Annotated in this window: 20 protein-coding genes; 7 read left to right on the top strand and 13 right to left on the bottom strand. The window is 72.5% G+C overall.

What is annotated here, in order from left to right:
- The first annotated feature begins 114 nt into the window (after positions 1-114).
- Together ACZ4NT_RS00250 and ACZ4NT_RS00245 are read left to right on the top strand one after the other, a co-directional pair.
- On the top strand, positions 115-1,410 hold the full coding sequence (locus ACZ4NT_RS00250; RefSeq protein ID WP_467722404.1) for a carboxylate--amine ligase: 1,296 nt from the start codon (positions 115-117) through the stop codon (positions 1,408-1,410).
- Positions 1,410-2,693 (top strand): NAD(P)-binding domain-containing protein, encoded by a 1,284-nt coding sequence (locus ACZ4NT_RS00245; RefSeq protein WP_467722402.1) that lies wholly within the window; start codon positions 1,410-1,412, stop codon positions 2,691-2,693. The genes ACZ4NT_RS00250 and ACZ4NT_RS00245 overlap by 1 nt, the downstream gene beginning before the upstream one ends.
- A gap of 45 nt (positions 2,694-2,738) precedes the next feature.
- Here the strand turns inward: ACZ4NT_RS00245 and ACZ4NT_RS00240 are convergent, their stop codons facing one another.
- From ACZ4NT_RS00240 to rdlA, 3 genes are all read right to left on the bottom strand, one after another.
- The gene (locus tag ACZ4NT_RS00240) at positions 2,739-3,599 is read right to left on the bottom strand and encodes a chaplin (protein WP_121402981.1); all 861 of its coding nucleotides are present in this window, start codon (positions 3,597-3,599) and stop codon (positions 2,739-2,741) included.
- A gap of 104 nt (positions 3,600-3,703) precedes the next feature.
- Complete coding sequence (locus ACZ4NT_RS00235) at positions 3,704-3,895, bottom strand: chaplin (protein ID WP_467722864.1); 192 nt, start codon at positions 3,893-3,895, stop codon at positions 3,704-3,706.
- Between the two features lie 296 nt (positions 3,896-4,191).
- On the bottom strand, positions 4,192-4,584 hold the full coding sequence (gene rdlA / locus ACZ4NT_RS00230; protein ID WP_121402979.1) for a rodlin RdlA: 393 nt from the start codon (positions 4,582-4,584) through the stop codon (positions 4,192-4,194).
- Positions 4,585-4,835: 251 nt separating this feature from the next.
- Between rdlA and ACZ4NT_RS00225 the strand changes: the two genes are divergently transcribed.
- Positions 4,836-5,228, top strand: coding sequence for a rodlin (locus tag ACZ4NT_RS00225; protein WP_183116841.1), 393 nt, complete (start codon positions 4,836-4,838; stop codon positions 5,226-5,228).
- 33 nt (positions 5,229-5,261) lie between these two features.
- On the opposite strand, the gene ACZ4NT_RS00220 is transcribed toward ACZ4NT_RS00225, so the two are convergent.
- The gene (locus ACZ4NT_RS00220; RefSeq protein WP_121402977.1) at positions 5,262-7,217 is read right to left on the bottom strand and encodes an AMP-dependent synthetase/ligase; all 1,956 of its coding nucleotides are present in this window, start codon (positions 7,215-7,217) and stop codon (positions 5,262-5,264) included.
- A gap of 271 nt (positions 7,218-7,488) precedes the next feature.
- Between ACZ4NT_RS00220 and lacZ the strand changes: the two genes are divergently transcribed.
- The gene (lacZ, locus tag ACZ4NT_RS00215; RefSeq protein ID WP_121402976.1) at positions 7,489-10,704 is read left to right on the top strand and encodes a beta-galactosidase, LacZ type; all 3,216 of its coding nucleotides are present in this window, start codon (positions 7,489-7,491) and stop codon (positions 10,702-10,704) included.
- Here lacZ and ACZ4NT_RS00210 read toward each other — a convergent pair.
- The 3 genes from ACZ4NT_RS00210 to ACZ4NT_RS00200 form a co-directional block, all read right to left on the bottom strand.
- Positions 10,701-12,254, bottom strand: a complete 1,554-nt coding sequence (locus ACZ4NT_RS00210; RefSeq protein ID WP_121402975.1) for a VWA domain-containing protein — start codon at positions 12,252-12,254, stop codon at positions 10,701-10,703. The genes lacZ and ACZ4NT_RS00210 overlap by 4 nt on opposite strands.
- A gap of 150 nt (positions 12,255-12,404) precedes the next feature.
- On the bottom strand, positions 12,405-13,268 hold the full coding sequence (locus tag ACZ4NT_RS00205) for an ABC transporter permease (RefSeq protein ID WP_121402974.1): 864 nt from the start codon (positions 13,266-13,268) through the stop codon (positions 12,405-12,407).
- Complete coding sequence (locus ACZ4NT_RS00200) at positions 13,265-15,916, bottom strand: alpha/beta fold hydrolase (protein WP_467722398.1); 2,652 nt, start codon at positions 15,914-15,916, stop codon at positions 13,265-13,267. Before ACZ4NT_RS00200 ends, ACZ4NT_RS00205 begins: the two co-directional genes overlap by 4 nt.
- A 116-nt stretch (positions 15,917-16,032) precedes the next feature.
- On the opposite strand from ACZ4NT_RS00200, the gene ACZ4NT_RS00195 reads away from it, so the two are divergent.
- Positions 16,033-16,443 carry a GNAT family N-acetyltransferase gene (locus ACZ4NT_RS00195; RefSeq protein WP_121402972.1) on the top strand — a complete coding sequence of 137 codons (411 nt, stop codon included), beginning with the start codon at positions 16,033-16,035 and terminating at the stop codon, positions 16,441-16,443.
- Between the two features lie 19 nt (positions 16,444-16,462).
- On the opposite strand, the gene ACZ4NT_RS00190 is transcribed toward ACZ4NT_RS00195, so the two are convergent.
- The 6 genes from ACZ4NT_RS00190 to iolC form a co-directional block, all read right to left on the bottom strand.
- Positions 16,463-17,872: an APC family permease gene (locus tag ACZ4NT_RS00190; RefSeq protein WP_467722395.1), complete on the bottom strand. Its 1,410-nt coding sequence runs from the start codon at positions 17,870-17,872 to the stop codon at positions 16,463-16,465.
- 378 nt (positions 17,873-18,250) lie between these two features.
- Complete coding sequence (gene mmsA, locus ACZ4NT_RS00185) at positions 18,251-19,753, bottom strand: CoA-acylating methylmalonate-semialdehyde dehydrogenase (RefSeq protein WP_121402970.1); 1,503 nt, start codon at positions 19,751-19,753, stop codon at positions 18,251-18,253.
- 13 nt (positions 19,754-19,766) lie between these two features.
- Complete coding sequence (gene iolD / locus ACZ4NT_RS00180) at positions 19,767-21,641, bottom strand: 3D-(3,5/4)-trihydroxycyclohexane-1,2-dione acylhydrolase (decyclizing) (RefSeq protein WP_467722393.1); 1,875 nt, start codon at positions 21,639-21,641, stop codon at positions 19,767-19,769.
- Positions 21,638-22,462, bottom strand: coding sequence for a 5-deoxy-glucuronate isomerase (gene iolB, locus ACZ4NT_RS00175; RefSeq protein ID WP_467722391.1), 825 nt, complete (start codon positions 22,460-22,462; stop codon positions 21,638-21,640). The genes iolD and iolB overlap by 4 nt, the downstream gene beginning before the upstream one ends.
- 7 nt (positions 22,463-22,469) lie before the next feature.
- On the bottom strand, positions 22,470-23,300 hold the full coding sequence (locus ACZ4NT_RS00170; protein WP_467722862.1) for a Cgl0159 family (beta/alpha)8-fold protein: 831 nt from the start codon (positions 23,298-23,300) through the stop codon (positions 22,470-22,472).
- A gap of 128 nt (positions 23,301-23,428) precedes the next feature.
- Positions 23,429-24,379, bottom strand: coding sequence for a 5-dehydro-2-deoxygluconokinase (gene iolC, locus ACZ4NT_RS00165; RefSeq protein ID WP_121402967.1), 951 nt, complete (start codon positions 24,377-24,379; stop codon positions 23,429-23,431).
- Positions 24,380-24,501: 122 nt separating this feature from the next.
- Between iolC and ACZ4NT_RS00160 the strand changes: the two genes are divergently transcribed.
- Together ACZ4NT_RS00160 and ACZ4NT_RS00155 are read left to right on the top strand one after the other, a co-directional pair.
- Entirely contained in the window at positions 24,502-25,479 is a 978-nt protein-coding gene (locus ACZ4NT_RS00160; RefSeq protein ID WP_467722389.1) for a sugar phosphate isomerase/epimerase family protein, read from the top strand.
- 384 nt (positions 25,480-25,863) lie between these two features.
- On the top strand, positions 25,864-26,064 hold the full coding sequence (locus ACZ4NT_RS00155; protein WP_121402966.1) for a MerR family transcriptional regulator: 201 nt from the start codon (positions 25,864-25,866) through the stop codon (positions 26,062-26,064).
- Positions 26,065-26,157: the final 93 nt, after the last annotated feature.

Raw genomic sequence — 26,157 nt, 5'->3', positions numbered from 1 at the left:
TGCATTTCCGTTCACTGACACTCAGTCATATAAATGCCAATTCCGCCAACCGAGGTTCGGGCCTTCGAGTGCCCCGATCACCCGCACGGGTGAACTCATCAGAAGGAAATGTCCGTGTCCCTTCTCGACAGCCGCGTCCCCGCCGTACTTCTGCGGATCGACAGGAATCCCTTTCACCACGGCACACTGGGGGCCGTGCGCTCTCTCGGCCGGGCGGGCGTGGATGTGCATCTGGTCGCCGATGCCACCGGAAGTCCCGTACGCAGATCGCGATTTGTGAGCCGGCTGCACCCGCCGCCACCGCCCGGCGCGTCCCTGGCCGACATCGCCGCCGCACTGCACCGGGCGGCCGGCCGGATCGCGCGCCCCGCCGTCCTGATTCCCATGGACGACGCGAGCGCCGTCGCGGTGGGCCGTCTGCGCGAGGAGCTGACCCCGGACTATCTGCTGCCGCGGCAGTCCGCCTCGCTCGCCGAGCGCGTCGCCGACAAGGCGGAACTGGCCGCCGTCTGCGCCGGCATGGGCATCGCGCATCCGCGGACGCTGGTCCCGGACAGTCCGGCGCAGGCGGCCGCCGCGGCCTGGCGGCTGGGGATGCCGGTCGTGGCGAAGTGGAGCAGGCCCTGGCTGGTGCCCGCCGGGACGGGGCTGCGCAGCACGGTGGTGGTGCACTCGGCCCAGCAGGCGCAGACCCTGTATCTGCGGTCGGCGGAGGCGGGCAGTCCGCTGCTGCTCCAGGCGTATCTGCCACCCGGTCCCGACCGCGACTGGTTCTTCCATGGATACGCCGACCGGTCCGGCACGGTGCGGGCCGGGGGTACCGGCCGCAAGCTGCGCGCCCAGCCGCGGGGCGCCGGCCTGACCGCGGTCGGACGGTGGACGCCGAACCCGCAGGTGCAGGCGCTCGCCGAACGCGTCGCCGGGGAGCTGGGCTACCGGGGCATCTTCGACCTCGACTTCCGCCGGGACGGGGCGACCGGGCGCTGCCACCTGCTCGACTTCAATCCCCGGCCCGGCGCCCAGTTCCGCCTCTTCACGGACGCCTCGGGCCTCGATGTCGTACGCGCCCTGCACCTGGACCTGACACACCGTGAACTGCCGGACAGGGCACCGCGGCCGGGGAGGACGTTCGTGGCGGAGAACTACGCCCCGCTGACCGCTCTGGGTGCGCCGTCCACCGGACGGGAGCTGGCCTGGCACGCGCGCGACGACCTCGCCCCCGGCTTCGCGCTGTGGGCCCTGTGGGGCCGCCATGTGTCGGCGCGCCTGCTGGACCGCGCCCGGCCCCCGGCTCCCGTTCCGCCGGTCCCGCGGGTCGGCCGGCAGCGGGACCGGCCGACCGATGCCGTGCGGCCGGTGCACGACGGCGCGCACGGACCGGCCGACGACGAGAGGGCGGGCAGTCGCTGATGTACGACCTGCTGGTGGTGGGGGCCGGTCCCTACGGCCTGTCCATCGCCTCCCACGCCGCGGCCGCCGGGCTGAGCCTGCGCGTCCTCGGCAGGCCCATGGCGTCCTGGCGGGACCACATGCCCCGCGGCATGTTCCTCAAGTCGGAGCCCTGGGCGTCGAACCTGTCCGATCCCGGGGGCAGGCTGCGCCTCGACGCGTACTGCGCCGGGCGAGGGGTCGGCGCCCGGCACGGGGAGCCGATCCCGGTCGAGATGTTCGCCTCGTACGGTCTGTGGTTCGCCCGCCGTGCCGTGCCCGACGTCGACGAGCGCACGGTCACCCGGATCGCCGTTGTCCCCGGGGGCTTCGAGGCGGTCACCGAGGACGGCGAGGTGCTGCGGGCGCGGACGGTGGCCCTCGCGGTGGGCGTCCTGCCGTTCGTGGAGATTCCCGCGGCGCTGCGCGGGCTGGACCCGGCGCACGTCTCGCACAGCAGCCACCACGGCGACCTCGCCCGCTTCCGCGACGGCGACGTCACGGTGGTCGGCGGCGGCCAGGCGGCCCTGGAGACGGCGGCGCTCCTCGCGGAACAGGGGACCCGGGTACGGGTGCTGGCCCGCGCGGGCCGGCTGCGCTGGAACGACGTGCCGCCGCCCTGGGACCGCCCGTGGCGGCAGTCGCTGCGGGCACCGCACAGCGGTCTCGGCTGCGGCTGGCGCAACTGGTTCTACGCCGAACGCCCGGGGCTCTTCCGCCGCCTCCCGGCGGCCGCCCGGGCCCGCGTCGCGGCGACGGCCCTCGGCCCGGCGGGCGCCTGGTGGGTGCGCGACCGGGTGGAGCCGGTCGTGGAGGTGCTGCTGGGACACGAGGTGGCCGCGGCTCACGGCATCCGGGACGGCGTCCGTCTGGAGACGGTGAACCGGGCGGGTGAGCTGACCTTCCTGGACACCGAGCACGTCATCGCGGCGACCGGCTTCCGGGCGAGCAGCGAGCGGCTCGGGCTGCTGGCGGACGACGTCCGCGCGGGGCTGCGGACGGTGGCGGACGGCTCCCCTCACCTGGGGCGGGACTTCGAGTCCTCCGTCCCCGGCCTCTTCATGGCCGGCCTGGTGACGGCGGCCGGCTTCGGCCCGGCGATGCGCTTCGTGCACGGCGCCACGTTCACGGCGGACACGCTGGTGCGCGGGGTGCGGCGGCGGCTGCACACGGGACTGCCGGAGGGGCGGGTCCCGGCGCCCGCGCTCCGGTCCGCGTCCTCGGCCTCGTCCCCGGACGGGGCGTTGGACGCGGCGGGGCACTGAGCGGGACTCGGGTGCCGGGCGGGCGTCGTCCGGCACCCGGGAACGCTACCGACGGGACGCGGCCCGGCTGCGGCGGTACAGCACGGCCCCGGCGATCAGCAGCGCGGCACTGGCGGCCGCCGCGGAGCGCACGTCCTCGCCGCCGGTGCGGGCCAGCATGGACGACGCCCCGGTGGTCGAGTCGACCGGTCCGGCCGGCGGCAGTGCCCTGGTCTCCACGGGCGAGGTGATCGGCGGGATCCGGGACGGTGTGTCCGGCCGCACACCGGGGGGCGTGCGCACGGTGGGCGGCTGCTGGTGCGGCGGGGTGCCGTGGCCGTGCGGGGTCTCACCGCAGGAGTTTCCGAACACCGGGTTCAGCAGACCGATCACGTCGGCCGTGTTGCCGCACACGTTCACGGGCACGTCCACCGGTGCCTCGGCGTGGTTGCCGCTGCCGACGCCGGGCGAGCCCTGGGTGCCGCCGTGCGCCGAGGATCCGGAGTGACCGTGGCCGCCCGAAGGACCGTGCGAGCCGGTCTCGTCGCCGTACCCGTGTCCGCCGCCGTGGTGGCCGGAGCCGTGGTGCGCGCTCTGCCCGCCGTGGTGGGAGGACTGGTGGGGCACCCCGTGCGGTCCGCGGGTTCCGTGCGATCCGCGCGACTCGTGCGACTCGTGCGAAGCGGAGCCAGCGGCACAGGAGTTGCCGAAGGACGGGTTCAGCGCGCCCACCACGTCGACGGAGTTGCCGCAGGCGTTGACCGGCACGTCCACCGGTACCGCCACGTTGTTGCCCGACCCCACACCGGGCGAGCCGGCCGCGGCCCCGCCCGCCTGGGAGTCGGCGAACGCGGGGTTGCCGTACATGGACAGGATGCCCGTCGCAGCCGCGGCCACGACCATTCCCCTGCTCAGGGTCTGTCGCATACTCGTTGTCCTTCTGCTGGTAGAAAGTGGGAAAGCCGGCCTTGGAACCGTGTAGGTCGTCCAAGGCCGGCGTGACCGTGCCGAGCGGCTAGTGCGCTTCGACGTCAGTCGTTGACGCAGGCGTTGCCGAACGCGGGGTTCAGCAGGCCGATCACGTTGACCGTGTTGCCGCACACGTTGACCGGAACGTGAACGGGAACCTGGACCACGTTGCCCGAGAGGACACCCGGGGAACCCACAGCGGCGCCCTGGGCACCGGAGTCGGCGAAGGCCGGGGCACCCATGCCCAGAGCCATGAGGGCACCAGCGAGGACGGCGGCACTCTTCTTGTAGTTCACGTGCTTTCCCTTCTCTGCGGTCATGCCCCTGTGACGGCCGAAACCGAGCGAGCACATTCGGTACGGCTCGCAGCACGACCTGCATGCGGTAAACGAGGGGCGGAGGTCCGAAGAAACTACGGAACGAAAGCCGCTTGATAATTCACTCGAACGCCCCGCACGAAAACCGGCTGGGCCGGTGGAATACACGTGGGCAAAAGCCCGGGCGGCCCGCACGGAAATCCGCGGGCAACCCGGGCTGCACCGGGAGCGTCTCAGCCTTCGCCGTTGGCGGACAGGACGGAGAGGTCCTCGAGGACGTGCGACAGGGCGCCGTCCCGCTTGGCCTGCGTCGAGTTGTCGTCGCACTGCTGAGCCAGATCGTCCGAGAGGATCGGGACGTCCTGGATCGGGACGAGGTTGATGACCGCGACGTTGATGTCCTCCAGGCCGACACACGGCTTGTTCAGCGTGCCCTCGACCAGCGACAGCTGCGGGCTCATGTCACCCTTGGTCGCCGAGTTGCCGAAAGCCGACGTCGCGCCGTTGCCGTTGGCAACAGACGGTCCGGCGTCGTCACCGATGGCAAGGGCCTGGGGAGCAGCCGCCACCGTCATACCGATCACAGAAGCGGCGGCCGCCGCGGCGACCATAGCCTTCTTGAGCACTTCGTGTTCCTTTCCTTCGTAGCGACGCACTGTCGTACTGCCTCATCAACCCGGCCGTTGAGGATTAGTTGCGGGGGTTCACCCGGTTGGCCGCCACGAGTTCGCGACAGTGACCTGAAATCAAGGGTTTCCGCGGGGCGGAGGTCATCGCCGGGTATCCGCCGGGTGGGTGAACGGGAGAAACCATCCTTGCCAAACGGAGTTGGTCATGGCGCTCCGGTGGACGGGGTTTCTTCAGAAGGGACTGGCCAGTGATCAAGAAGGTTATTGCCGCTGCGGCGATCGCCGCCTCCGTCGTGGGTGCCTCCGCTGCCGCGGCTCCGGCGGCCATGGCGATCGGCGACGACAACGGGCCGGCCATCGCGAACGGCAACGCGGCGATGCAGAGCTTCGGCAACTCGGCCACGTACGGCAACATGAGCCCGCAGATGGCGCTCATCCAGGGCTCCTTCAACAAGCCCTGCATCGGCCTGAACGACATCAACGTTCCGGTCGTCAACCTCATCCCGATCCAGGACGTCCCGATCCTCTCGGACGACCTGAACCAGCAGTGCACGGAGAACTCCACGCAGACCAAGCGCGACGGGGCGCTGGCGCACCTGCTGGAGGACGTGTCGATCCTTTCCGCCAACGGCGAGGACTGACACCCGCGGGAGTGCGAAGGGCGGGGCCACCGATCACTCGGTGGCCCCGCCCCTTTCGTCGTGTCGGCGCTCCTGCCGGTACAGCGCCTCGATCTCGTCGGCGTACGCCGCCACCGCCGCGTGGCGCCGGACCTTCAGGGACGGGGTCAGCAGGCCGTTCTCCTCCGTGAACTCGCCTGCCACCAGGCGGAAGGCGCGGATGGACTCGGCCCGGGACACGGCCTCGTTGGCGTGGTCCACGGCCTTCTGGACGTCGGCGCGCAACCGGGGGTCGGCGACCAGGCCGGACAGCGGGGTGTCGGCGGGCAGGTGCCGGACGGCGAGCCAGTGGGCGAGGGATTCCTCGTCCAGGGTGATCAGGGCGGCGACGTACGGGCGGTTGTCGCCGACGACGAGGCACTGGCCGACGGGCGGGCGGCTGCGCAGGCGGTCCTCCAGGACGGCCGGGGAGACGTTCTTGCCGCCGGAGGTGACGAGGATGTCCTTCTTGCGGCCGGTGATGGCGAGGTAGCCGTCCTCGTCCAGGGCGCCGAGGTCGCCGGTGGCGAACCAGCCGTCGTCCAGGACGTCCTCGGTGGCGGCCGGGTTGTTCCAGTAGCCGCCGAAGACGACTCCCCCCTGGATGAGGACCTCGCCGTCGTCGGCGATACGGACGGCGGTGCCGGGGACCGGGAGGCCGACCGTGCCGGGGCGGGGGTCCAGCGGCGGGACGATGGTCGCCGCGGCGGTCGTCTCGGTGAGGCCGTAGCCCTCGTAGACGACGATTCCCGCGGCGTAGAAGAAGAGGTTCAGGTTGCGGTCGAGGGGGGAGCCGCCGCTGATGGCGTAGCGCAGCCGGCCGCCGAGCTCCTTGCGCACCCGGCGGTACACCAGCAGGTCGTACAGGGCCCACGCGGCCCGGAGGCCGGGGCCCGGCCCGCTGCCGCGGCCGAGGAAGGCGTTCAGGTGGGCCTCGCCGAAGCGGACCGCGATGCGGTCGGCCCGGTCGAAGGAGGCGCCGCGGCCGATCTTCTCGGCGGTCGCGCGGGCGGTGTCGTGGATCTTCTCGAAGAGGTAGGGCACGCCGACGAGGAAGGTGGGCCGGAACTCCCTCAGGGCGGGCCGGAGTTCGTCGGGCTTGATGCTGGGGCAGTGGCCGAGCTCGATGCGGGCCATCAGGCAGGCGATCTGCAGGGAGCGGCCCAGGATGTGGGCGAGGGGCAGGAAGAGCAGCGTCGAGGCGGCCTGTCCGGTGACCTCCTTGAAGAGGGGATGCAGCAGCTCGACCGTGTTCGCGGCCTCCGCGTGCAGGTTGGCGTGCGTGAGGACGCAGCCCTTGGGCCGTCCGGTGGTGCCTGAGGTGTAGCAGAGGGTGGCGACGGTGCCGGGGGTGAGGGCGGCACGGCGCTTGGTGACCTCTTCGTCGGGGACGCCCCGGCCCGCCGCGGCGAGTTCGGTGAGGGCGTCCGCGTCGAGCCGCCACACGCGCGGCGGTGCCGGGTGCCCGGCGGTGGCGGCGGCCACGGCCCGCGCGTTCTCGGCGGTCTCGGTGACGACGAAGCGGGCGCCCGAGTCCCGTACGATCCAGTCGATCTGCTCCGGGGACGAGGTCGCGTAGACGGGGACGCTCTGGCCGCCGGCCGCCCAGACGGCGAAGTCCAGCACGGTCCACTCGTAGCGGGTGCGGGACATCACCGCGACCCGGCCGCCCGGTTCGAGTCCCGCCGCGATCAACCCCTTCGCGGTGCGGGTGACTTCGCGGGCGAAGGCCGCCGCGGTGACCGGATGCCAGGTTCCGCCCTCCTTGCGGCGGAGCACCACGGCGTCGGGTGCCTCGGCGGCGTTGGTGTACGGCAGGTCGGCGGTGCTGCCGGTGACGGCCGCCGGTGCCAGGAGGGCGGCGCGCGCCTCGCGGACCGTGCCGGTCGCGTCCCGGACCAGCTCGATCCTGCTGCGGCCCCCGAGATCGGTGCGCCGTTTCGCCCTCTTCAAGTCCTTGCGTACGCCCATGGTGGCTCCCGGTCGCTGCTCGTGCGGAGGTGCGGGTGCGAAGTGCGGAGTGCTCGACGTCTTCTTACTCCAGAGTCAACTTACTCATGCGTAACAGAAATTCAATGGGTTGCGCACGGGCCGTCGCCGGTGCGGGGCCGGCCGGCGTCCGCCCCTCCGATGGGCTCACCCCCTTTGCGCCAATGGGAGTTGTGCGGCCCCGGGATGCTTGTCCGGCGGTCGATTGGGTCCGAGGCTGGCGGTTCCTGTTGTCCTAGGGCGGAGCCGCAGCGTGAGTGCAGACCGACCGACCACCGACCGCCCGAGCCGCCGCACCGTGCTGTTCGCGGGCGGCGCCCTCGTGGGCTGGAACGCCCTCATCGCGCAGAAGCAGGCGTTCGCGGCCTCCGCGACCGGGGCGGAGTGGGACGCGAGACCGGGCGTCTTCCAGATCGGCCGCGAGGCGGCGCGTGCCCGTCTCGTGCCGTACGCGAACGCCGGTGACGCGCTGCGCGGGAGGTTCACCGAGTCGCCGTACCACCGTTCGCTGAACGGCACTTGGCGCTTCCGCTGGTCGAGGAACCCCGACCGGCGGCCCGTCGGCTTCGAGGCGCCCGGCTTCGACGACGGGGGCTGGGACCGCATCCCCGTCCCGTCGAACTGGGAGATCGAGGGGTATCCGGAGCCGATCTACCTCAACGTCAGATACCCGTGGGTCGGCTACGAGACCCCCGCACCGCCGCAGGTGCCGCACGACTTCAACCCGGTCGGCTCCTACCGCCGTACGTTCACCGTGCCCGGGGACTGGTCCGGGCGGCGCACGCTGATCTCCTTCCAGGGCGTGAAGTCGGCGTTCTTCGTGTGGGTCAACGGCGAGCGCGTGGGCTACAGCGAGGACAGCTACACCCCCGCCGAGTTCGACATCACGCGTCATCTGCGGCCGGGCCGCAACACGCTGGCCGTCGAGGTCTACCGCTGGTCCGACGGCAGCTGGCTGGAGGACCAGGACATGATCGACCTGTCCGGGATCTTCCGGGACGTGTACCTGTACTCGATCCCGCCGGTGCACGTGCAGGACCTGTTCGTGCGGACGGCGCTGGACCCGGCGTACCGGGACGCCGTCCTCACGGTCGAGGTCGCCGTCCGCGACCGGAGCGGCGGGCGGCCGGACGGGTACCGGGTCACGGCGGAGCTGTTCGACGCGGGCGGGCGGCGGGTGCCGGTCCGGGGGCTCGACGGGGAGGTGTCGTTCGGCGACGGCGGCGACGCGGACGTCGGGCTGCGGGCGGAGGTCCGGGCGCCCGCGCTGTGGTCGGCCGAGGCACCGCACCTGTACACGCTGGTCGTCTCCCTCGCCGACGCGTCCGGCCGGGTGGTCGACGTGCACGGCACCCGGGTGGGCTTCCGGGAAGTCGGTTACGGGCCGGGACGGTTCACGCTCAACGGCAGACCGCTGATGTTCCGCGGCACCAACCGCCACGAGACGGACCCCGACCGCGGGCAGGCCGTCGGCGAGGCGCGGATGCTCCAGGACATCCGCCTGATGAAGCAGCACAACATCAACGCGGTCCGCACCTCGCACTACCCGAACCACCCCCGGTGGATGGAGCTGTGCGACGAGTACGGCCTGTACGTGATCGACGAGACCAACCTGGAGACGCACGGGGTGCGGGACACCGTGCCGGGCTCGCTGCCCGAGTGGACCGACGCCTGCGTGGACCGGCTGCGCTCGCTCGTGGAGCGCGACAAGAACCACGCCTGCGTGGTCGTCTGGTCGCTCGGCAACGAGGCAGGGCAGGGGTCCAACTTCCAGGTCATGGCCGACTGGGTGCACGGCAGGGACGCCTCGCGCCCCGTCCACTACGAGGGCATGAACTCCGTCGCCGACCTGCACAGCGAGATGTACACCAGCCCGGCGGGCGTGGAGGCGTACGGCAGGTCGGGGAACCCCAAGCCGTTCATGCTGTGCGAGTACACGCACTCCATGGGCAACAGCGGCGGCAACCTCCGGGAGTACTGGGACGTCTTCGAGCGGCACCCGAACCTGCACGGCGCGTTCGTGTGGGACTGGGCGGACCAGGCCATCCGGCTGCCGGTGCCCGGCGACGCCCGGCGCACCTACCTGTCGTACGGCGGCGACTGGCATCCGGGCCACCCGACCGACAAGAACTTCTGCTGCAACGGGCTGGTGGCGGCGGACCGTTCGGTCCACCCGGGACTGATCGAGGCGAAGAAGTGCTACCAGCCGGTGGGGATCACGGCGGGCGACCTGTCCGCCGGGACCGTGAAGGTGCGCAACAAGCATCTGTTCAGCGGTCTCGACGCGTACGAGCTGCGGTGGTCCGTCAGCTGCGACGGCACCCCGGTGCAGCACGGCACACTCGCCGCGCCCGGGATCGCGCCTGGGTCCGAGGGCACCGTCCGCATCCCGTTCCGGAAGCCGACGCAGCCGAAGCCGGGGGCCGAGTACTTCCTCGACCTCTCCTTCGTCCTGCGGGCGGGAACGCGCTGGGCCGACGCCGGGCACGAGGTGGCCCGGGAACAGCTGGCGCTGGACTGGCACGCGCCCGCGCGGCCGGCGGCGGCCCCGCGCGGCGTCCTCACCCTGGCGGAGACCGGCACCGAGATCACCGTGACCGGACGGGACGTGGAAGTGGTGCTCTCGAAGGCGTCCGGGACGCTCTCCGCGTACACCTGGCGGGGCCGGCCGCTGCTGGTCGAGGGACCCGTGCCGAACTTCTGGCGCGGGCCCACCGACAACGACATCGGCCGCAGGTTCCCGACCACGGCGCGGACCTGGCGGGAGGCGGGATCCCGGCGGACGGTCACTTCGGTGAAGGCCGGCCGGCCCTCGTCCGGCGAGGTCGTCGTCGAGGTCGGCTGCACGCTGCCCACCTCGCCCGGGGCGTCCGCCTGGCACACCGTGTTCACCGTGCGCGGCGACGGCGAGGTGCGGGTCAGGCACACCCTCGACGCCGCGGCCGGGCTGCCGGACCTGCCGATGGTGGGCGCCCTGCTGACCGTCCCGGCAGGCTTCGAGCGGCTCGAATGGTTCGGCCGGGGTCCGCACGAGAACTACCAGGACCGCAAGGCCGCCGCGTTCGTGGGCCGTCACCGCTCCACGGTCGACGCGCAGCCGGCGCCGTACGTCCGCCCCCAGCAGACGGGCAACATGACGGACGTACGCCGGCTGACGCTGACCGACCGTGCCGGGGACGGCCTCGGCGTCGTCGCGGACCCGGCGGACGGCGAACCGCTGCTGGAGACCAGCGCCCTGCACCACTCCCCCTTCGACCTCGACGGGCCCCGGCATCCCCACGAGCTGAAGCGGCGGGACGAGACCGTACTCCTGGTCAACCACCGGCAGATGGGTGTCGGCGGCATCAACTCCTGGGGTGCGGCGCCGCTCGCGGAGTACCTGCTGCGCTCCGGGCGGTCGTACACGTACGCCTACCGGTTGCGGCCCGTCCGGGCCGGACACCGACCGGGTCCGGCGGCCACCCTCTAGGCGCGGAGCCGGTCGGCCCGGTGGATCGCGTCGGCCAGCAGGCGTACCGCGCGGTCCTCGGAGGCGGTCGCGAGCCGGTCGGCGCGGTCGGCGAGGCCGCCGAGCGAGGGCCGGGCCGGCAGCGTGCCCCGGCCGTCGCCCCGGCGGAGGTCGTCGGCGAAATACGCGGCCACCGCCGACACCTGGAGTCCCTGCGACGCCCGCCACAGGTCGTCGCCGAGAGCGGCGGCCTCCAGCCGGCCCGACTCCTCGTGCGGGGTGCGGTCGCGGGGGTCGAGCCAGCGGACGCTCGCGGTGGCGAGGTGGCCCGAGGCGCCGGGCCGGGTCCGGACGGCGTACAGGGCGGTGACGGTGTGGCCGGGGCCGACCTCGCCGCCGTCCACGCGGTCGTCGCGGAAGTCCTCGTCGGCGACCTGGCGGTTGTCGTAGCCGATGAGCCGGAACGACTCGACCGTCGAGGGGTCGAAGGCGACCTGTGCCTTGGCGTCGCGGGCCGTGAGGTCGATGTTCCTCGGGAGTTCCTCGCAGAAGACGGTCCGGGCCTCCTCGTCGTTCGAGACGTACGTGGTGTGGCCGTCGCCCTTGTCGGCGAGGCGCTCCATGAGGGCGTCCCCGTAGTCGCTGCCGACCCCGACGCCGAAGAGGGTGATGCCGTGCTCGCGGCGGGCGTCCGCGATGCGCTCCAGGATGCTGTCCGCGTCGGTGTCGCCGGTGTTGGCGAGTGCGTCGGAGAGCAGGACGACCCGGTTGGTGGCGCCCTCGCGCAGACCGTGCACGGCGGTGTCGTACCCGGCGCGGACTCCCTCGCCCAGATTCGTCGAGGACTGCGGCTCCAGGCGGCGGATCGCGGCGTGGACGCGACCGCGGTGACCGCCCAGCCGGGTCATGGGCAGGACCGTCTCGGCCTCGTCGCTGAAGGCGACCAGGGCGACCGCGTCGTCGTCGCGCAGCCGGTCCGTCATCACCCCGAGGGAGTCCCGGGCCAGGTCCAGCCGGCCCGGTTCGGCCATGGAGCCGGAGACGTCGACGACGAAGGTGAGGGCGGCGGGCGGGCGTTCGCCCTCGTCCCGCGCCGCCCGGGTGGCCAGGCCGACGCGGACGAGCGACCAGTCCTCCGCCTCCGTGCGGGCGCCGTCGACGGTGACCGAGAAGCCGTTGCCGCCGGGGCGTTCGTAGCCCTGGCGGAAGCTGTTGACGAACTCCTCGGGGCGGACGGTCGACGGGTCGGGCAGCCGACCGTCGGCGAGGGTGCGGCGGGCATAACCGTACGAGGCGGTGTCCACGTCCAGGGCGAACGTGGAGAGGTGGTCGGGAGAGGGGGCGAACTCCCGGTCGGCGTCGCCCGTCTCCTCCCCGCGCTGTTCGCCCGGCGCGCCGCCCCCGCTCGGTGCGGGGGCCGGCCACCGGTCGGTGGCGCCTCCCCGGGAGCTTCCGGAGCCGTCCGACGAGGTGTGCCCGTCGCCTCCGGCGCAGCCGGTGAGCAGCAGCCCGCCCGCGAGCGTCAGCGCCAGCAGTCCTCCGCGCAGTCGCCGTGCATGGTCCATCCCCATCCGTGCCCCCTCGGTGAGCGGCCTGTCCTGGCCGACGTCTGTGACTGTGACGTCCGAGAGGGCCGAGATGTGCGCCACGGGGCGTTGCGGATGGATTGCGAACCGGCCACGACGCGGGGCGCCGAGACCGGTAGGTGATCCTCCCGAGACCTACGACACGATGTCCTTGCGCCGGAACCCGCGGAAGGCCAGGGCGAACAGCACGAGCGCGTACGTCACGGAGACCGCCGCGCCCTGGATCATGCCGCCCCATTCCAGGTTCGGCTGAACGGCGTCGGCCCAGGCGAACTGCCAGTGCGCGGGCAGGAAGTGGCGCCAGTCGCCGAGGGCGGTCACCGCGTCGAGCACATTGCCGACGATCGTCAGTCCGACCGCGCCGCCGACCGCGCCGAGCGGGGCGTCCGTCCTGGTCGACAGCCAGAACGCGAGTCCGGCGGTGACCAGTTGGGACACGAAGACGTACGCCACCGCGATGAGCAGGCGCTGGGCCGCGGTGCCGGTGGGCAGCTCGCCCCCCGTCGGGATCTCCAGGGGGCCCCAGCCGTAGGCCGCGGTGCCCACCACCAGGGCCACGACCGGCAGCAGCACCATGGCGGCCAGGCTGAGACCGAGCGCGACGGTGAGCTTGGACCACAGCAGCCGGGTCCTGGGGACGGGTGCCGCCAGCAGATACCGCAGCGAGGACCAGCTCGCCTCGGAGGCGATCGTGTCCCCGCAGAACAGCGCCACCGGGATCACCAGCAGGAAACCGGCGGAGACGAACAGGTTCACCGCGGCGAAGTTCGCGCCGGACGCGGTGGCCGTGTCCATCAGCGTCACCCGGCCGTTGCGCGCGCCCGGTTCACCGCCGATCGCGAAGGCGACGACGAGGACGAAGGGCAGCAGCGCGAGCACGGCTCCCATGACCAGCGTGCGGCGCCGCTTCAGCTGCCGCACGAGCTCCACCCGCAGCGGCAGGGTCCGCCGCGCGCGGTAGCCGTCGGCCGTCTCGGTCCGCTCGACGAGGGTGCTCACGCGGAGCCTCCGATCAGGGTGAGGAAGGCGTCTTCGAGACGGCGGTTGGGGCCGACCGACCGCACCGGTACGTCGAGCCGGACGAGCTCCACGACCAGGCGCTCGGCGCTGCCCTGCGGGCCGAGACGGACCAGGAGGCCCTCGTCGGTGACCACGGCCGAGGTCACGCCGGGCAGCGCGCCGACCTTCTCGGCGAGCGGCTCGGCCACGGGTGAGCCGGTGCCGACGAGGAGGGTGTCGCCGGAGCCGATGATCTCGCTCACCGGGCCGGCCTGCACCAGCCGGCCGCGGTCCATGACCACCAGGTGGGTGCAGGTCTGTTCGACCTCGGCCAGGAGATGGCTGGAGACGATGACGGTACGGCCGGCGGCCGCGTAGCGGATCATGACGTCGCGCATCTCGCGGATCTGGGGCGGGTCGAGGCCGTTCGTCGGCTCGTCCAGGATCAGCAGGTCCGGAAGGCCCAGCATGGCCTGGGCGATGGCCAGGCGCTGGCGCATGCCCTGGGAGTACGTGCGCACCGCGCGGGCCAGTGCGTCGCCGAGGCCGGCGATCTCCAGGGCCTCGTCCAGGTGGGAGTCCTCGGGCGGGCGTCCGGTGGCCTGCCAGTACAGCTCCAGGTTCTCGCGGCCCGAGAGGTGCGGGAGGAAGCCGGCGCCCTCGACGAAGGCACCTACCCGGGAGAGGACGGGAGCGCCGGGGCGGATCGCGTGCCCGAAGACCCGGATCTCGCCGTCGTCGGGACCGATCAGGCCCATCAGCATGCGCAGGGTGGTCGTCTTGCCCGCGCCGTTCGGTCCGAGCAGGCCGAGGATCTGGCCCTTGTCGACGCGGAAGGACAGGTCCCGTACCGCGTACCGGTCCGCCGACTTCGCGTACCGCTTGCTCAGGTCCGTGATCTGCAGCGGCACCTCGGCCAGCTCCGGGTCGGGCGGACCGGCGGCGGTGCGGCGGCGGCCGGTCACCAGCAGGGCGAGCGCCACCAGGGCGCCGGCCGCGGGCAGCCACCACACCCAGGCGGGAAGCGGCGCGGCCGCGGTCCGCACGCCGGGCGCGGTCGGGACCTGGAGGTCGCCCTTCAGCGCCACCCGGTAGGTGGCGGGGGTGGTCGGCGACGCGTAGCCGAGGTCCGTCGAGGCGAGGACCAGACGCAGCCGGTGCCCCTTGCGCATCTCGTGGTCGACGGCGGGCAGGGTCAGCCGGACGTCCTTGCCGGCCTTGGCGCCCTCGACCCGGACGGGTGCCACCAGCTGGGCGGGCAGCGCCGGCCGGGAGCCGCCCGGGCCGACGTCGTACACCTTCCCGAAGAGGACCGCGTCGTCGGAGGTCGACGTCACGTGCACGGTCGCCGTCGGCGATCCGGTGATCTGGAGGTCCCTGGTGAGGGGGGCGGAGGTGAACTGGGCGAACTGGCCCGGGAAGTCGATCGCCGGCCCGACGCCGAGGGAGGACAGCTGGGAGAGCCCGCCGGAGTCGCCGAGGCCGGGGAGGGCCGAGATGGCGGGCGGGCTGGCCCCGGCGGGATTGCGCACGCTCTGTTCGCGGCCGCTCAGCGCGACGGCGCGCCGCCCGCCCTCCAGACCGGGATAGGTGTCCGCGCTCGCGCCCCGCAACTGCGCGGCGCCGTCGGTGGAGTCGACGCCGCCGGTGCGGGTGACCCGGAAGGCGGGGCCGGTGTCGGCCGTCCCGTCGTCCTTGAGATAGCGGTCGAACCACGCGCCGACGCGGGCCCGGACCCGGTCGGTCTCCATGTCGCCGCCGTCATGGCCGCCGGAGATCCAGTCGACGTCGACCGGCGCGCCGTTGGCCCGGATCGCCCGGGCCGTGGCGTCGGCCTGGCCGAGCGGGAACAGCGAGTCGGTCTGGCCCTGCACCAGGAGCGTGGGCACCTTGATGCGGTCGCCGACGGCGGACGGGGACCGGGCGTCGAGCAGGGCGCGGGCCCTGGCGTCCGGCTTCCCGGCCTCGGCGACCCGGTTGTACATGGCGCACAGCTGCGCCTCGAAGCGCTCGCAGCCGCCGCCCGAGTTGATGAAGAGGCCGGCCCACAGCTTCTTGAGGACCCCGTTCGGGAAGAGGGCGTCCGCCAGGTTCCAGTAGGTGATCTCCGGGGCGATCGCGTCGACCCGCCGGTCGTACCCGGCGGTCAGCAGCGAGACCGCTCCGCCGTAGGAGGCGCCGCTCAGGCCCACCCGCGGGTCGCCCTTCGCGTCCAGCTCGACCTCGGGGCGCTCGGCCAGCCAGTCGATGAGCCGGGAGGCGTCGGCGACCTCGCCCTTGGGGTCGTTCAGGCCGATCCTGCCGGTGGAGCCGCCGAAGCCGCGCGCCGACCAGGTCAGTACCGCGTACCCGTCGCGGGCGAGCTGCTCCGCCTGCTCCCGCACGTCGGCCTTGCTGCCGCCGAAGCCGTGGGCCAGCAGCACGGCGGGGCGGCGGCCCGGCCCGGCGGTGAAGTAGGACGTGTTGATCTTCACCCCGTCGCCCATGGACATGGCTCTGTCGGCGCGGTGCACGGGCGGGGCCTCGTCCGAGGCGGCGGCCGTCCACGTGCCGGCACCGGCGAGCACGACGACGGCGGCCGCCGCAGCGGCCCACCGTCGCGGCCCCCGCAGTGCGGGCCCGCGCAGTCGGGGCAGTCGAAGATCCATGCGTCAACCGTAAGGGCCGCCGCGGACAACCGATGCAGCCACCGGGTGGAAGCGCTGCCCCTCCCCGGGGAGTACAGTCCCGCCCCCGCGTACCGCACCCGTGGTACGAACACCCCATGGAGATTCGCCGCGCCGCCACCGTCGGGGAACTGACCGCCGCCGAGTACCTGTTCGACCGTCCCGTGCGCACCGAGTGGGCGCGAAGGTTCCTGGAGGCCGAGGGCCACCACCTGTTCCTGGCGTACGAAGCGGGGGAGCCCGTCGGCTTCGTCAGCGGCGTGGAGACGGTGCACCCCGACAAGGGCACCGAGATGTTCCTGTACGAGCTGGCGGTCGCCGAGCCCTACCGGCGGCGCGGGGCCGGGCGGGCGCTGACCCGGACGCTCGCCGCGCTCGCCCGTGAACGCGGCTGCTACGGGATGTGGGTCGGCGTGGACACCGGTAACGACGTCGCCCTCGCCACCTACCGCAGCGCGGGTGGCAAGGACGACGGTTCGTGCACGGTGGTGGTGTGGGACTTCGCCTAGACGCCGACGCCCCTCGGGCTCACGCCTGCCCGTCCTCCGGGATCGACACCAGCCAGCGGGTGTCCCGGCGCGGGCGGAGGTAGAAGGCCCAGTACAGGGTGGCGACGGCGGTGATGCCGCCGGTCCACAGCAGGTAGCCGGTCTCCTGCCGGCTGAGGATGTAGGCGAGGACGCCGATCAGCAGGACCGGGACGGCGGGCCACAGCGGCATGCGCCAGGCGGAGGTGTGGGCGTGCGCCCCGCGCCGGGCGAGCAGGGCGGCCACCGCGACCAGCAGGTACATGCCGGTGACGGAGACGCCGGTGACGCCGTAGAGCGTGTCGAGGTTCACGAAGCACAGGAGGGCGCCGGGGACGCCGACGAGCAGGGTGGCGACCCACGGGGAGCCGAAGCGGCCGAGGCGGGACAGGCCCCGGTTGACGGGCTCGGGCCAGGCCTTGTCGCGGGCGGAGGCGAACAGGACGCGGGAGTTCTGGATGACCATGACGATGCCCGCGTTGATGATCGCGAGGGCCACGCAGAGGCTGACGAAGGTGCCGACGGCGGAGTTCGACCAGGCGGTGACCATGGTGCTGATGTCGCCGCCGGTGAGGGCCGCGAGGTCCGGGGCACCCATGGTGATCGCGACGACCGGCACCAGGATGATCACCGAGGAGATGGCGAGGGTGGCGAGGACGGTGCGGGCGACGTTGCGGCGCGGGTTCTCCAGCTCCTCGGAGAGGTAGACCGCGGTCGAGAAGCCCTGGGTGACGAAGAGGGCGATGGCGAGCCCGGAGACGATCAGCATCGCCGTGACGGTGTCCGTGTGGCCGCCGGCGTCCGCGACCTGCAGGGAGACCAGGCTGCCCGGACCGCGCTCGCCGTGTGCGAAGCCGAGGACCGCCACGACGGCCGCCGCGATCACCTCGAGGACCAGGAAGACGCCGGTGATCCAGGCGTTGGCGCGCAGGTCGAGCAGGCCGGCGAGGGTGGCGAGCAGCATGACGGCGGCGCCCGCGTAGGACGGGTCGAGGTGCACGATCGGCGCGAGGTAGTCCGCGGTGCCCATGGCGATCACGGGCGGCACGATCATGACGACCAGCAGGGAGAGCACGAAGACGAGCCAGCCGGCGAGGCGTCCGGCCATCGTCGAGACCATGGCGTACTCGCCGCCCGCGCTGGGGATCAGGGTGCCCAGCTCCGAGTAGCAGAACGCCACGGCGATACAGAGGAGCGAGCCGATGGCGATGGTGAGGGCGGTCGCCGTACCGAGGGACGAGAAGAGGTCGGGCACGACCACGAAGAGCGTGGAGGCCGGGGTCACGCAGGAGAGCGTCAGCAGGGTGCCGCCGACGATTCCGATGGAGCGCTTGAGTTTGTGAGGGCTGCCGGACGCCGTGGGGGCGGCGTCCAGGGCGGCGGTCTCGACAGGGCGGAGCGTGTCGGTCATGAAGCGGTTCCGATCGACTCGTGCGTCAGGTGTTTCGGGCGGGAGCGTTATCGCCTCCGGCGGCTCGCGTCGTTCATCTCTTCGTCCGCTCCCGGCCGCAGCATCGAACCCCGACGAAAACCAGCACGTCAATGGCTGTTTACCTACGGAATCCGCAGATGCGGAGCGACCCAGGTCACATCACTTTCGCAGGCGTCCAGGCTCGGATATGGCAATCATCAAGACGTATGCGAATGTGACCTTGCTTTCAAAGGTTCACAGCCTCAGTGGCCTGCGTCACCCGTTTCATCCCTTCAGAACGGGAACCGCAGCTCGGGCGCCAAAAAAACATGGGGCCGTCCGCAATGCGGACGGCCCCACGAGGTGCTTCGATCACTCTCAGTGGTTGCGCGGGAACCCCAGGTCGACACCGGCCGGCGTCTCGGACGGGTCGGGCCAGCGGGTGGTCACGACCTTGCCGCGCGTGTAGAAGTGCGTGCCGTCGTTGCCGTAGATGTGGTGGTCCCCGAAGAGGGAGTCCTTCCAGCCACCGAAGGAGTGGTAGCCGACGGGCACCGGGATCGGCACGTTCACGCCGACCATGCCCGCCTCCACCTCCAGCTGGAAGCGGCGGGCGGCGCCGCCGTCCCGGGTGAAGATCGCGGTGCCGTTGCCGAACGGGGAGGCGTTGATGAGGTCGACGCCCTCCTCGTAGGTGTCCACGCGCAGCACGCACAGGACGGGGCCGAAGATCTCGTCCCGGTAGGCGTCGGCGGACACCGGAACGCGGTCGAGCAGCGAGAGCCCGATCCAGTGGCCGTCCTCGAACCCCTCGACGGTGTGTCCGGTGCCGTCCAGGACGACCTCGGCGCCCTGGGCCGCGGCGCCCGAGACGTACGACGCCACCTTGTCGCGGTGCGCCGCCGTGATCAGCGGGCCCATCTCGGAGGCCGGGTCGTTGCCGGGGCCGATCTTGATCTTCTCGGCGCGCTCCCGGATCTTCTGCACCAGCTCGTCGCCGATCGCGCCGACGGCCACGACCGCCGAGATCGCCATGCAGCGCTCGCCGGCCGAACCGTAGGCGGCCGACACGGCGGCGTCGGCGGCGGCGTCCAGGTCGGCGTCCGGGAGGACCAGCATGTGGTTCTTGGCACCGCCGAGGGCCTGTACCCGCTTGTGGTTCGCGGCGGCCGTGGTGTGGATGTGGCGGGCGATGGGCGTGGAGCCGACGAAGGAGACGGCCGCGACGTCCGGGTGCTCCAGCAGCCGGTCGACGGCCACCTTGTCCCCGTGCACGACGTTGAAGACGCCGTCGGGCAGACCGGCCTCGGCCAGCAGCTCGGCGATCTTCATCGAGGCCGAGGGGTCCTTCTCGGACGGCTTCAGCACGAAGGTGTTGCCGCAGGCGATGGCCATCGGGAACATCCACATCGGCACCATGGCCGGGAAGTTGAACGGCGTGATGCCGGCCACGACGCCCAGCGGCTGCCGGATGGAGGACACGTCGACACGGCTGGCGACCTGCGTGGACAGCTCGCCCTTCAGCTGCACGTTGATGCCGCAGGCCAGGTCGACGATCTCCAGGCCGCGCGCGACCTCGCCGAGCGCGTCCGAGTGGACCTTGCCGTGCTCGGCGGTGATCAGCTCGGCGATCGCGTCCCGGTTGGCGTCGAGCAGCGCCCGGAACCGGAACAGGATGTTGGTGCGCTGCGCGAGCGAGGACTGGCCCCAGGTCGCGTACGCCTCCTTGGCGGCGGCGACCGCCGCGTCGACCTCGTCGACGGTCGCGAAGGCGACCTTGGTGGTGACGGCGCCGGTCGCCGGGTCGGTGACCGGGCCGTACGTACCCGACGCGCCTTCGGCGGGCTTGCCACCGATCCAGTGGTTGACGATCTTCGTCATGCCAGAAACTCCCTCACAGATGGCGGCGTCGGGTGGTGACGTGCCGGTCGTACTCGTCGCGCGCCTTGACCGCCGACGGGCGGGTCGCGGTCTCGGCCACAGGTACATCCCACCAGGCTTGGGCCGGAGGCGCGCCCGACACTGTGTCTGCCGTTTCGGTCTCCACGTAGACACATGTGGGAGTGTCCGCGGCCCGCGCCTCGGCCAGCGCCGTCCGCAGGTCACGGACGGTCTTCGCGCGCAGGACGCGCATGCCGAGGCTGGCCGCGTTGGCGGCGAGATCGACGGGCAGCGGCGCCCCCGTGTACCCGCCGTCGCCGGAGCGGTAGCGGTACGCGGTGCCGAACCGCTCACCGCCCACGGACTCCGAGAGTCCCCCGATGGAGGCGTACCCGTGGTTCTGCAGGATCAGCACCTTCACCGGGACGTTCTCCTGGACCGCCGTCACGATCTCCGTCGGCATCATCAGATACGTGCCGTCGCCGACCAGCGCCCACACCGGGCGCCCGGGCGCCGCCATCCGCACCCCGATCGCGGCCGGGATCTCGTAGCCCATGCAGGAGTAGCCGTACTCCACGTGGTACTGGTCACGGGACCGGGCCCGCCACAACTTGTGCAGGTCGCCGGGGAGCGAACCCGCCGCGTTGACGAGGATGTCCTCCTCGTCCGTCAGCGCGTCGAGTATGCCCAGCACCTGGGGCTGGGTGGGCCGGATGTCGGGGTCGTCCGCCTCGAAGGCCGCGTCGACCCGGTACTCCCAGCGCTCCTTGTCGTCGGTGTACTCGGTGACGTACGCGGGCTCGGTGCGGTGGCCGTGCAGGGTGAGGGCCTCCGTGAGCTCTTCGAGGCCGGCGCGGGCGTCCGCGATCAGCGTCTGCCCCGAGAGCTTGTGACCGTCGTACGGCGCGATGTTCAGGTTGAGGAAGCGCACACCCGATGCCGAGAAGAGGGTGCCGGAGGCCGTGGTGAAGTCGGTCCAGCGGGTGCCGATGCCGATCACCAGGTCCGCGGTGCGGGCCAGCTCGTCCGCGGTCGCGGTGCCGGTGTGGCCGATGCCGCCGACGTCCTGGGGGTGGTCCCACCTCAGGGAACCCTTGCCCGCCTGGGTGGAGGCGACCGGGATGCCGGTGGCCGCGGCGAGTTCGGCCAGCGCGTCCTCGGCCCGGCTGTGGTGGACCCCGCCGCCCGCGACGATCAGCGGGCGCCTGGCCTCCCGGACGGTCGTCACGGCGGCGGCCAGCTCACCGGAGTCGGGGGCCGGGCGCCGGACCGTCCACACCCGCTCCGCGAAGAACTCCTCGGGCCAGTCGAAGGCCTCCGCCTGCACGTCCTGGGGCAGGGCGAGGGTGACCGCGCCGGTCTCCACGGGGTCGGTGAGCACGCGCATCGCCTGCAGCGCGGCCGGGACGAGCGCCTCGGGGCGGGTGATCCGGTCGAAGTACTTCGACACCGGGCGCAGGCAGTCGTTGACCGACACGTCTCCCGCGTACGGGACTTCGAGCTGCTGCAGGACCGGGTCGGCGGGGCGGGCGGCGAAGACGTCGCCGGGCAGCAGCAGCACCGGCAGGTGGTTGACCGTCGCGAGGGCGGCGCCGGTGACCAGGTTCGTGGCACCGGGGCCGATGGACGTCGTCACGGCGTGCGCGGAGAGCCGGTTGCTCTGCCGCGCGTACCCCACGGCCGCGTGCACCATGGACTGTTCGTTGCGGCCCTGGTGGAACGGCATCTCGTCCGCGTACTCGACGAGCGCCTGGCCGATCCCGGCGACGTTCCCGTGGCCGAAGATGCCCCAGGTGGCGCCGATCAGCCGCTGTCGCTCGCCGTCCCGTTCGGTGAACTGGACGGCGAGGAATCGCACCAGCGCCTGCGCGACCGTGAGACGGGTCATCGGTATCCCTCCGCGCTCTCTACGTGTTCGGGGTGGAAGCAGATCCGCCACTCCCGCTCCGCCCCCGGGCCCGCCATCACGTTCAGGTAGTACATGGTGTGCCCGGGAGCCGCGACGGACGGGCCGTGCCAGCCGTCGGGGACGAGGACGGCGTCGCCCGTCCTGACCTCGGCCAGCACGTCGGCGCCGCCCTCGCGTGAGGGGAATACGCGCTGATAGCCGAATCCGTTCGGACCGTCGATCTCGAAGTAGTAGATCTCCTCCAGCTCCGATTCGACGCCCGGCCGGTGCTCGTCGTGCTTGTGCGGCGGATACGAGGACCAGTTGCCACCGGGGGTTACGACCTCCACGGCGATCAGCCGGTCGCACTCGAAGGCGTCGGCCGAGGCGAAGTTGCGCACCCGGCGGGCGCAGGCGCCGCTGCCGCGGTCTTCCACGGGAACCTCCGGCGCGGGGCCGTAGCGGGCGGGGAGTCGGCGCTCGCACTTCGCTCCTGCCAGGGCGAAGCGGCCTCCCGCGCCGGAGGCGATCAGGGCCCGGGCGTCACGGGGAACGTACGCGAAGTCGCTGACTCCGCCGAACACGCTTTCCCTGCCCAGGAGATGGAATTCCTCGCCGTCCGTCCGCACCGTGCAGGCACCCTCCAGGGGCAGCACGATCCACTCGCTGTCGCCGCTGGTGAAGGTGTGCGTGCCGGCGGGCCCGAGTTCGACGACGCGCAGGCTGCTGTGACTCCAGCCGGCCCGCTCCGGGTCGATGTCGACGGCGTACAGCGGGCCCGCGGAGGCGCCCTTGGGGACGTACAGCTCGTTGCTCGTCATCCGGTCCTCACAGAAGTCCTACGGCGGTGTCCACCGCTGCGGTCACGTCCCCGTCCGCCGGGTAGAGCAGCGAGCGGCCCACCACCAGCCCCTGCACGGTGGGGAGTTGGAGCGCGCCACGCCATTTCTCGTACGCGCCCTCCTGGTCCTCGCCGACGTCCCCGCCGAGCAGGACGGCGGGCAGGGTGGAGGTCTCCATGACACGGGCCATGTCGTCCGGGTTCTCCGTGACGGGCACCTTGAGCCAGGTGTACGCCGAACTGCCGCCCAAGCCGCTCGCGATGGCGATGGACTTGGTGACGGCCTCGGCGCCGAGCTCGTTGCGCAGCGCTCCGGTCGACGGGTCGCGGCGGCACAGGAACGGCTCGACGAACAACGGGAGCCGGCGCTCCGCCATCGCGTCGACGGTCCGGGCGGTGGACTCCAGGGTGCGCAGCGAGCCGGGGTCGTCGTAGTCGATGCGCAGCAGCAGTTTGCCCGCGTCGAAACCGAGCCGCTCGATGTCCTGCGGGCGGTGGCCGGTGAAGCGGTCGTCCAGTTCGAAGGCGGCGCCCGCCAGTCCGCCGCGGTTCATCGACCCGAGCACGACCTTGTGGTCGAGGGCCCCCAGCAGGAGCAGGTCGTCGAGGATGTCGGCGGTGGCGAGGACGCCGTCGACGCCGGGCCGGGACAGCGCGAGACAGAGCCGCTCCAGCAGGTCGGCGCGGCTCGCCATCGCGAACTTCCGGTCGCCGACGGCCAGTGCGCCGCGGGCCGGGTGGTCGGCGGCGATGATCATCAGACGGCCGCTGTCGTCGACCAGCGGGCGCCGGGGGCGGCGGGCGGCGGCCTCGGCGATCGCCTCGGGGTGGTGGGTGCGGGTGCGGACGAGCTCGGAGACGTCGACCGGTCCGAGGGCTCCCGAGGCGGCGCGGCGGCCGTCACCCGCGCCCTCCTCGTGCCGTGCCCCGCCGACGTGTCCCGCCCTCACCGCACCGCTCCCGCGGTGAGCGCGGCCTCGACCTCGTCCGGGGTCGGCATCGCCGAGGAGCACTCCAGGCGGGAGGCGACGATGGCTCCCGCGGCGTTCGCGTGGCGCATGACGCGCTCCAGGTCCCAGCCGGCGAGGAGACCGTGGCACAGGGAGCCGCCGAAGGCGTCGCCCGCGCCGAGGCCGTTGAGGACCGTCACCGGGAGCGGCGGGACCTCGGCGGACGCGCCGTCGCGGTGCACGGCGAGGACTCCCTTGGGGCCCTGTTTCACGACGGCGAGCTCGACACCGGCCGCCAGCAGCGCGCGGGCCGCGGCGTGCGGCTCGCGTTCGCCGGTGGCGATCTCGACCTCGTCGACGTTGCCGACGGCGACGGTGGCGTGGCGCAGGGCCTCGGCGTAGAAGGGGCGCGCCGACTCCGGGTCCTTCCAGAACATGGGGCGCCAGTCGAGGTCGAAGACCGTGGTGCCCGCCCCGTCCCGGTGGGCGAGCGCGGCGAGGGTGGCGGTACGGCTGGGCTCCTCGCTCAGCCCCGTGCCCGTCACCCAGAAGACGCGGGCGGCGCGCACGGCGTCGAGGTCGAGTTCGTGCGCGTCGATCTCCAGGTCGGGCGCCTTGGGCTGCCGGTAGAAGTAGAGCGGGAAGTCGTCCGGCGGGAAGACCTCGCAGAAGGTGACCGGGGTCGGCAGTCCGGCCACCGGCGTGACCCAGCGGTCGTCGACCCCGAAGTCACGCAGCGCCTCGTGGAGATAGGCGCCGAAGGGGTCGTCGCCCGTACGCGTGATCACCGCCGTGCGCCGGCCCAGCCGGGCCGCGGCCACCGCGACGTTCGTCGCCGACCCGCCGAGGAACTTCCCGAAGGACGTCACCCGGGCCAGCGGCACACCCGTCTGCAACGGGTAGAGGTCCACGCCGATCCGCCCCATGGTGATCAGGTCGTACGCCATCGAGATCCCTTCGCTTCGGCTGCCCCCAGGTCTAGCCCCGCCCGGGGGAGCCTGTCAACGTTTTGTCCAGACATTCGGACCAGCCCTTGACACCTCTCCGGGGCGGTCCGAAGCTGACGCCCATGACGTCGTTGTCACCGCAGTCACCGTCCGAGCCGTCACGTCCGTCGTCGCCTCAGCCGTCGCCGCGGTCCTCGCCTCCGTCCTCACTGTCCCGCATCCGGATCGGTTCGGCTCCCGACTCCTGGGGTGTCTGGTTCCCCGACGATCCGCAGCAGGTCCCCTGGCAGCGCTTCCTCGACGAGGTCTCCGCGTCCGGGTACGAGTGGATCGAGCTGGGCCCGTACGGCTATCTGCCGACCGATCCGGCCGTCCTCGCCGAGGAGACCGCCCGGCGCGGGCTCACGGTCTCGGCCGGCACGGTGTTCACCGGCCTGCACCGGGGGCCGGAGGTGTGGGAGTCGACCTGGGCGCACGTCTCGGACATCGCGGCGCTCACCCGGGCGACGGGTGCCGAGCACCTCGTCGTCATCCCCTCCTTCTGGCGGGACGACAAGACGGGCACCGTGCTGGAGGACAGCACGCTGACCCCGACGCAGTGGCGCCATCTCGCCGCCCAGACCGAGCGCCTCGCCCACGAGGTGCGCGAGCGCTACGGGCTGCGGATCGTCGTCCACCCGCACGCCGACACGCACATCGACAGCGAGGAGAACGTCACCCGCTTCCTCGACGCGACGGACTCCTCGCTGGTCTCCCTGTGCCTGGACACCGGGCACTACGCGTACTGCGGCGGCGACAGCGTCAAGCTGATCGAGACGTACGGCGAACGCATCGGCTATCTGCACCTCAAGCAGGTGGACCCGCTGGTCCTGGCCGAGGTCCGGGCGGACGAGGTCCCGTTCGGGCCCGCCGTGGCGCGCGGCGTGATGTGCGAACCACCGTCCGGCGTACCGGCGCTGGAGCCCGTCCTCGCCGCCGCGCAGAAGCTCGACGTCGACCTGTTCGCGATCGTCGAGCAGGACATGTACCCGTGCCCGCCGGACAAGCCGCTGCCGATCGCACGCCGGACGCGGGAGTTCCTGCGGTCCTGCGGGGCGTGACGCGCACCGGCCCGTCGTCCGCCGGGAGGCCTGCGGGCCTCCCCGCGTGAGGTCCCGCGCTGCACCATGGGCCCCCGATACACGTGGGGGGAGGGGGAGAGCGGATGGTGACGGGGATCGTCTCGCGGTCGGACGCCGCGGTAGCCGAGCACCCCGGGGCGCAGCCGTGGGGTCCAATGCGTCACTCCTGTCACAAAGGACCTCTTCCTGTCACACATGTCGCGTATACGCGGGTCTTGGGTCACACCCGGGCGACAGGCACAGCCGCCCGGTCACGCCGTGTCGTTCAGCGGGCACAGGCTTTGTGATCGCCAGCGCTACGCCCGGCTCCCCCGACGGCCGCTCCCAGGCCGCCGCCGCGGCACGCGCAGGGAGGTGCCACTGATGACGGACCGTAGGCTCTGGTCGTACAAGGACATCGCCGCGCACATCCGGGTGCAGCCGGACACGGTGAGGTCCTACCGCAAGCACGGCCTGCTGCCGCCACCCGATCATGTGGAGGGCGGAAAACCGTACTGGTACGCGGACACCGTGCGCGCCTGGGTCGCCTCCCGTCCGGGAAACCGAGGCCGCAGAGAGGACTGACCCTCGTCCCCCGGTCCGGGGGGGGGGGGGGGGGGGGGGGGGGGAGGGGGGGGGGGGGGGGGGGGCGCCGGAGAGGTGTTGGGGGAACAGGGA

The organism is Streptomyces sp. NPDC026417 (assembly GCF_055567695.1).
Note: the sequence above shows the minus strand (reverse complement) of the source record. Positions and strands in the feature narration are given on the sequence as shown.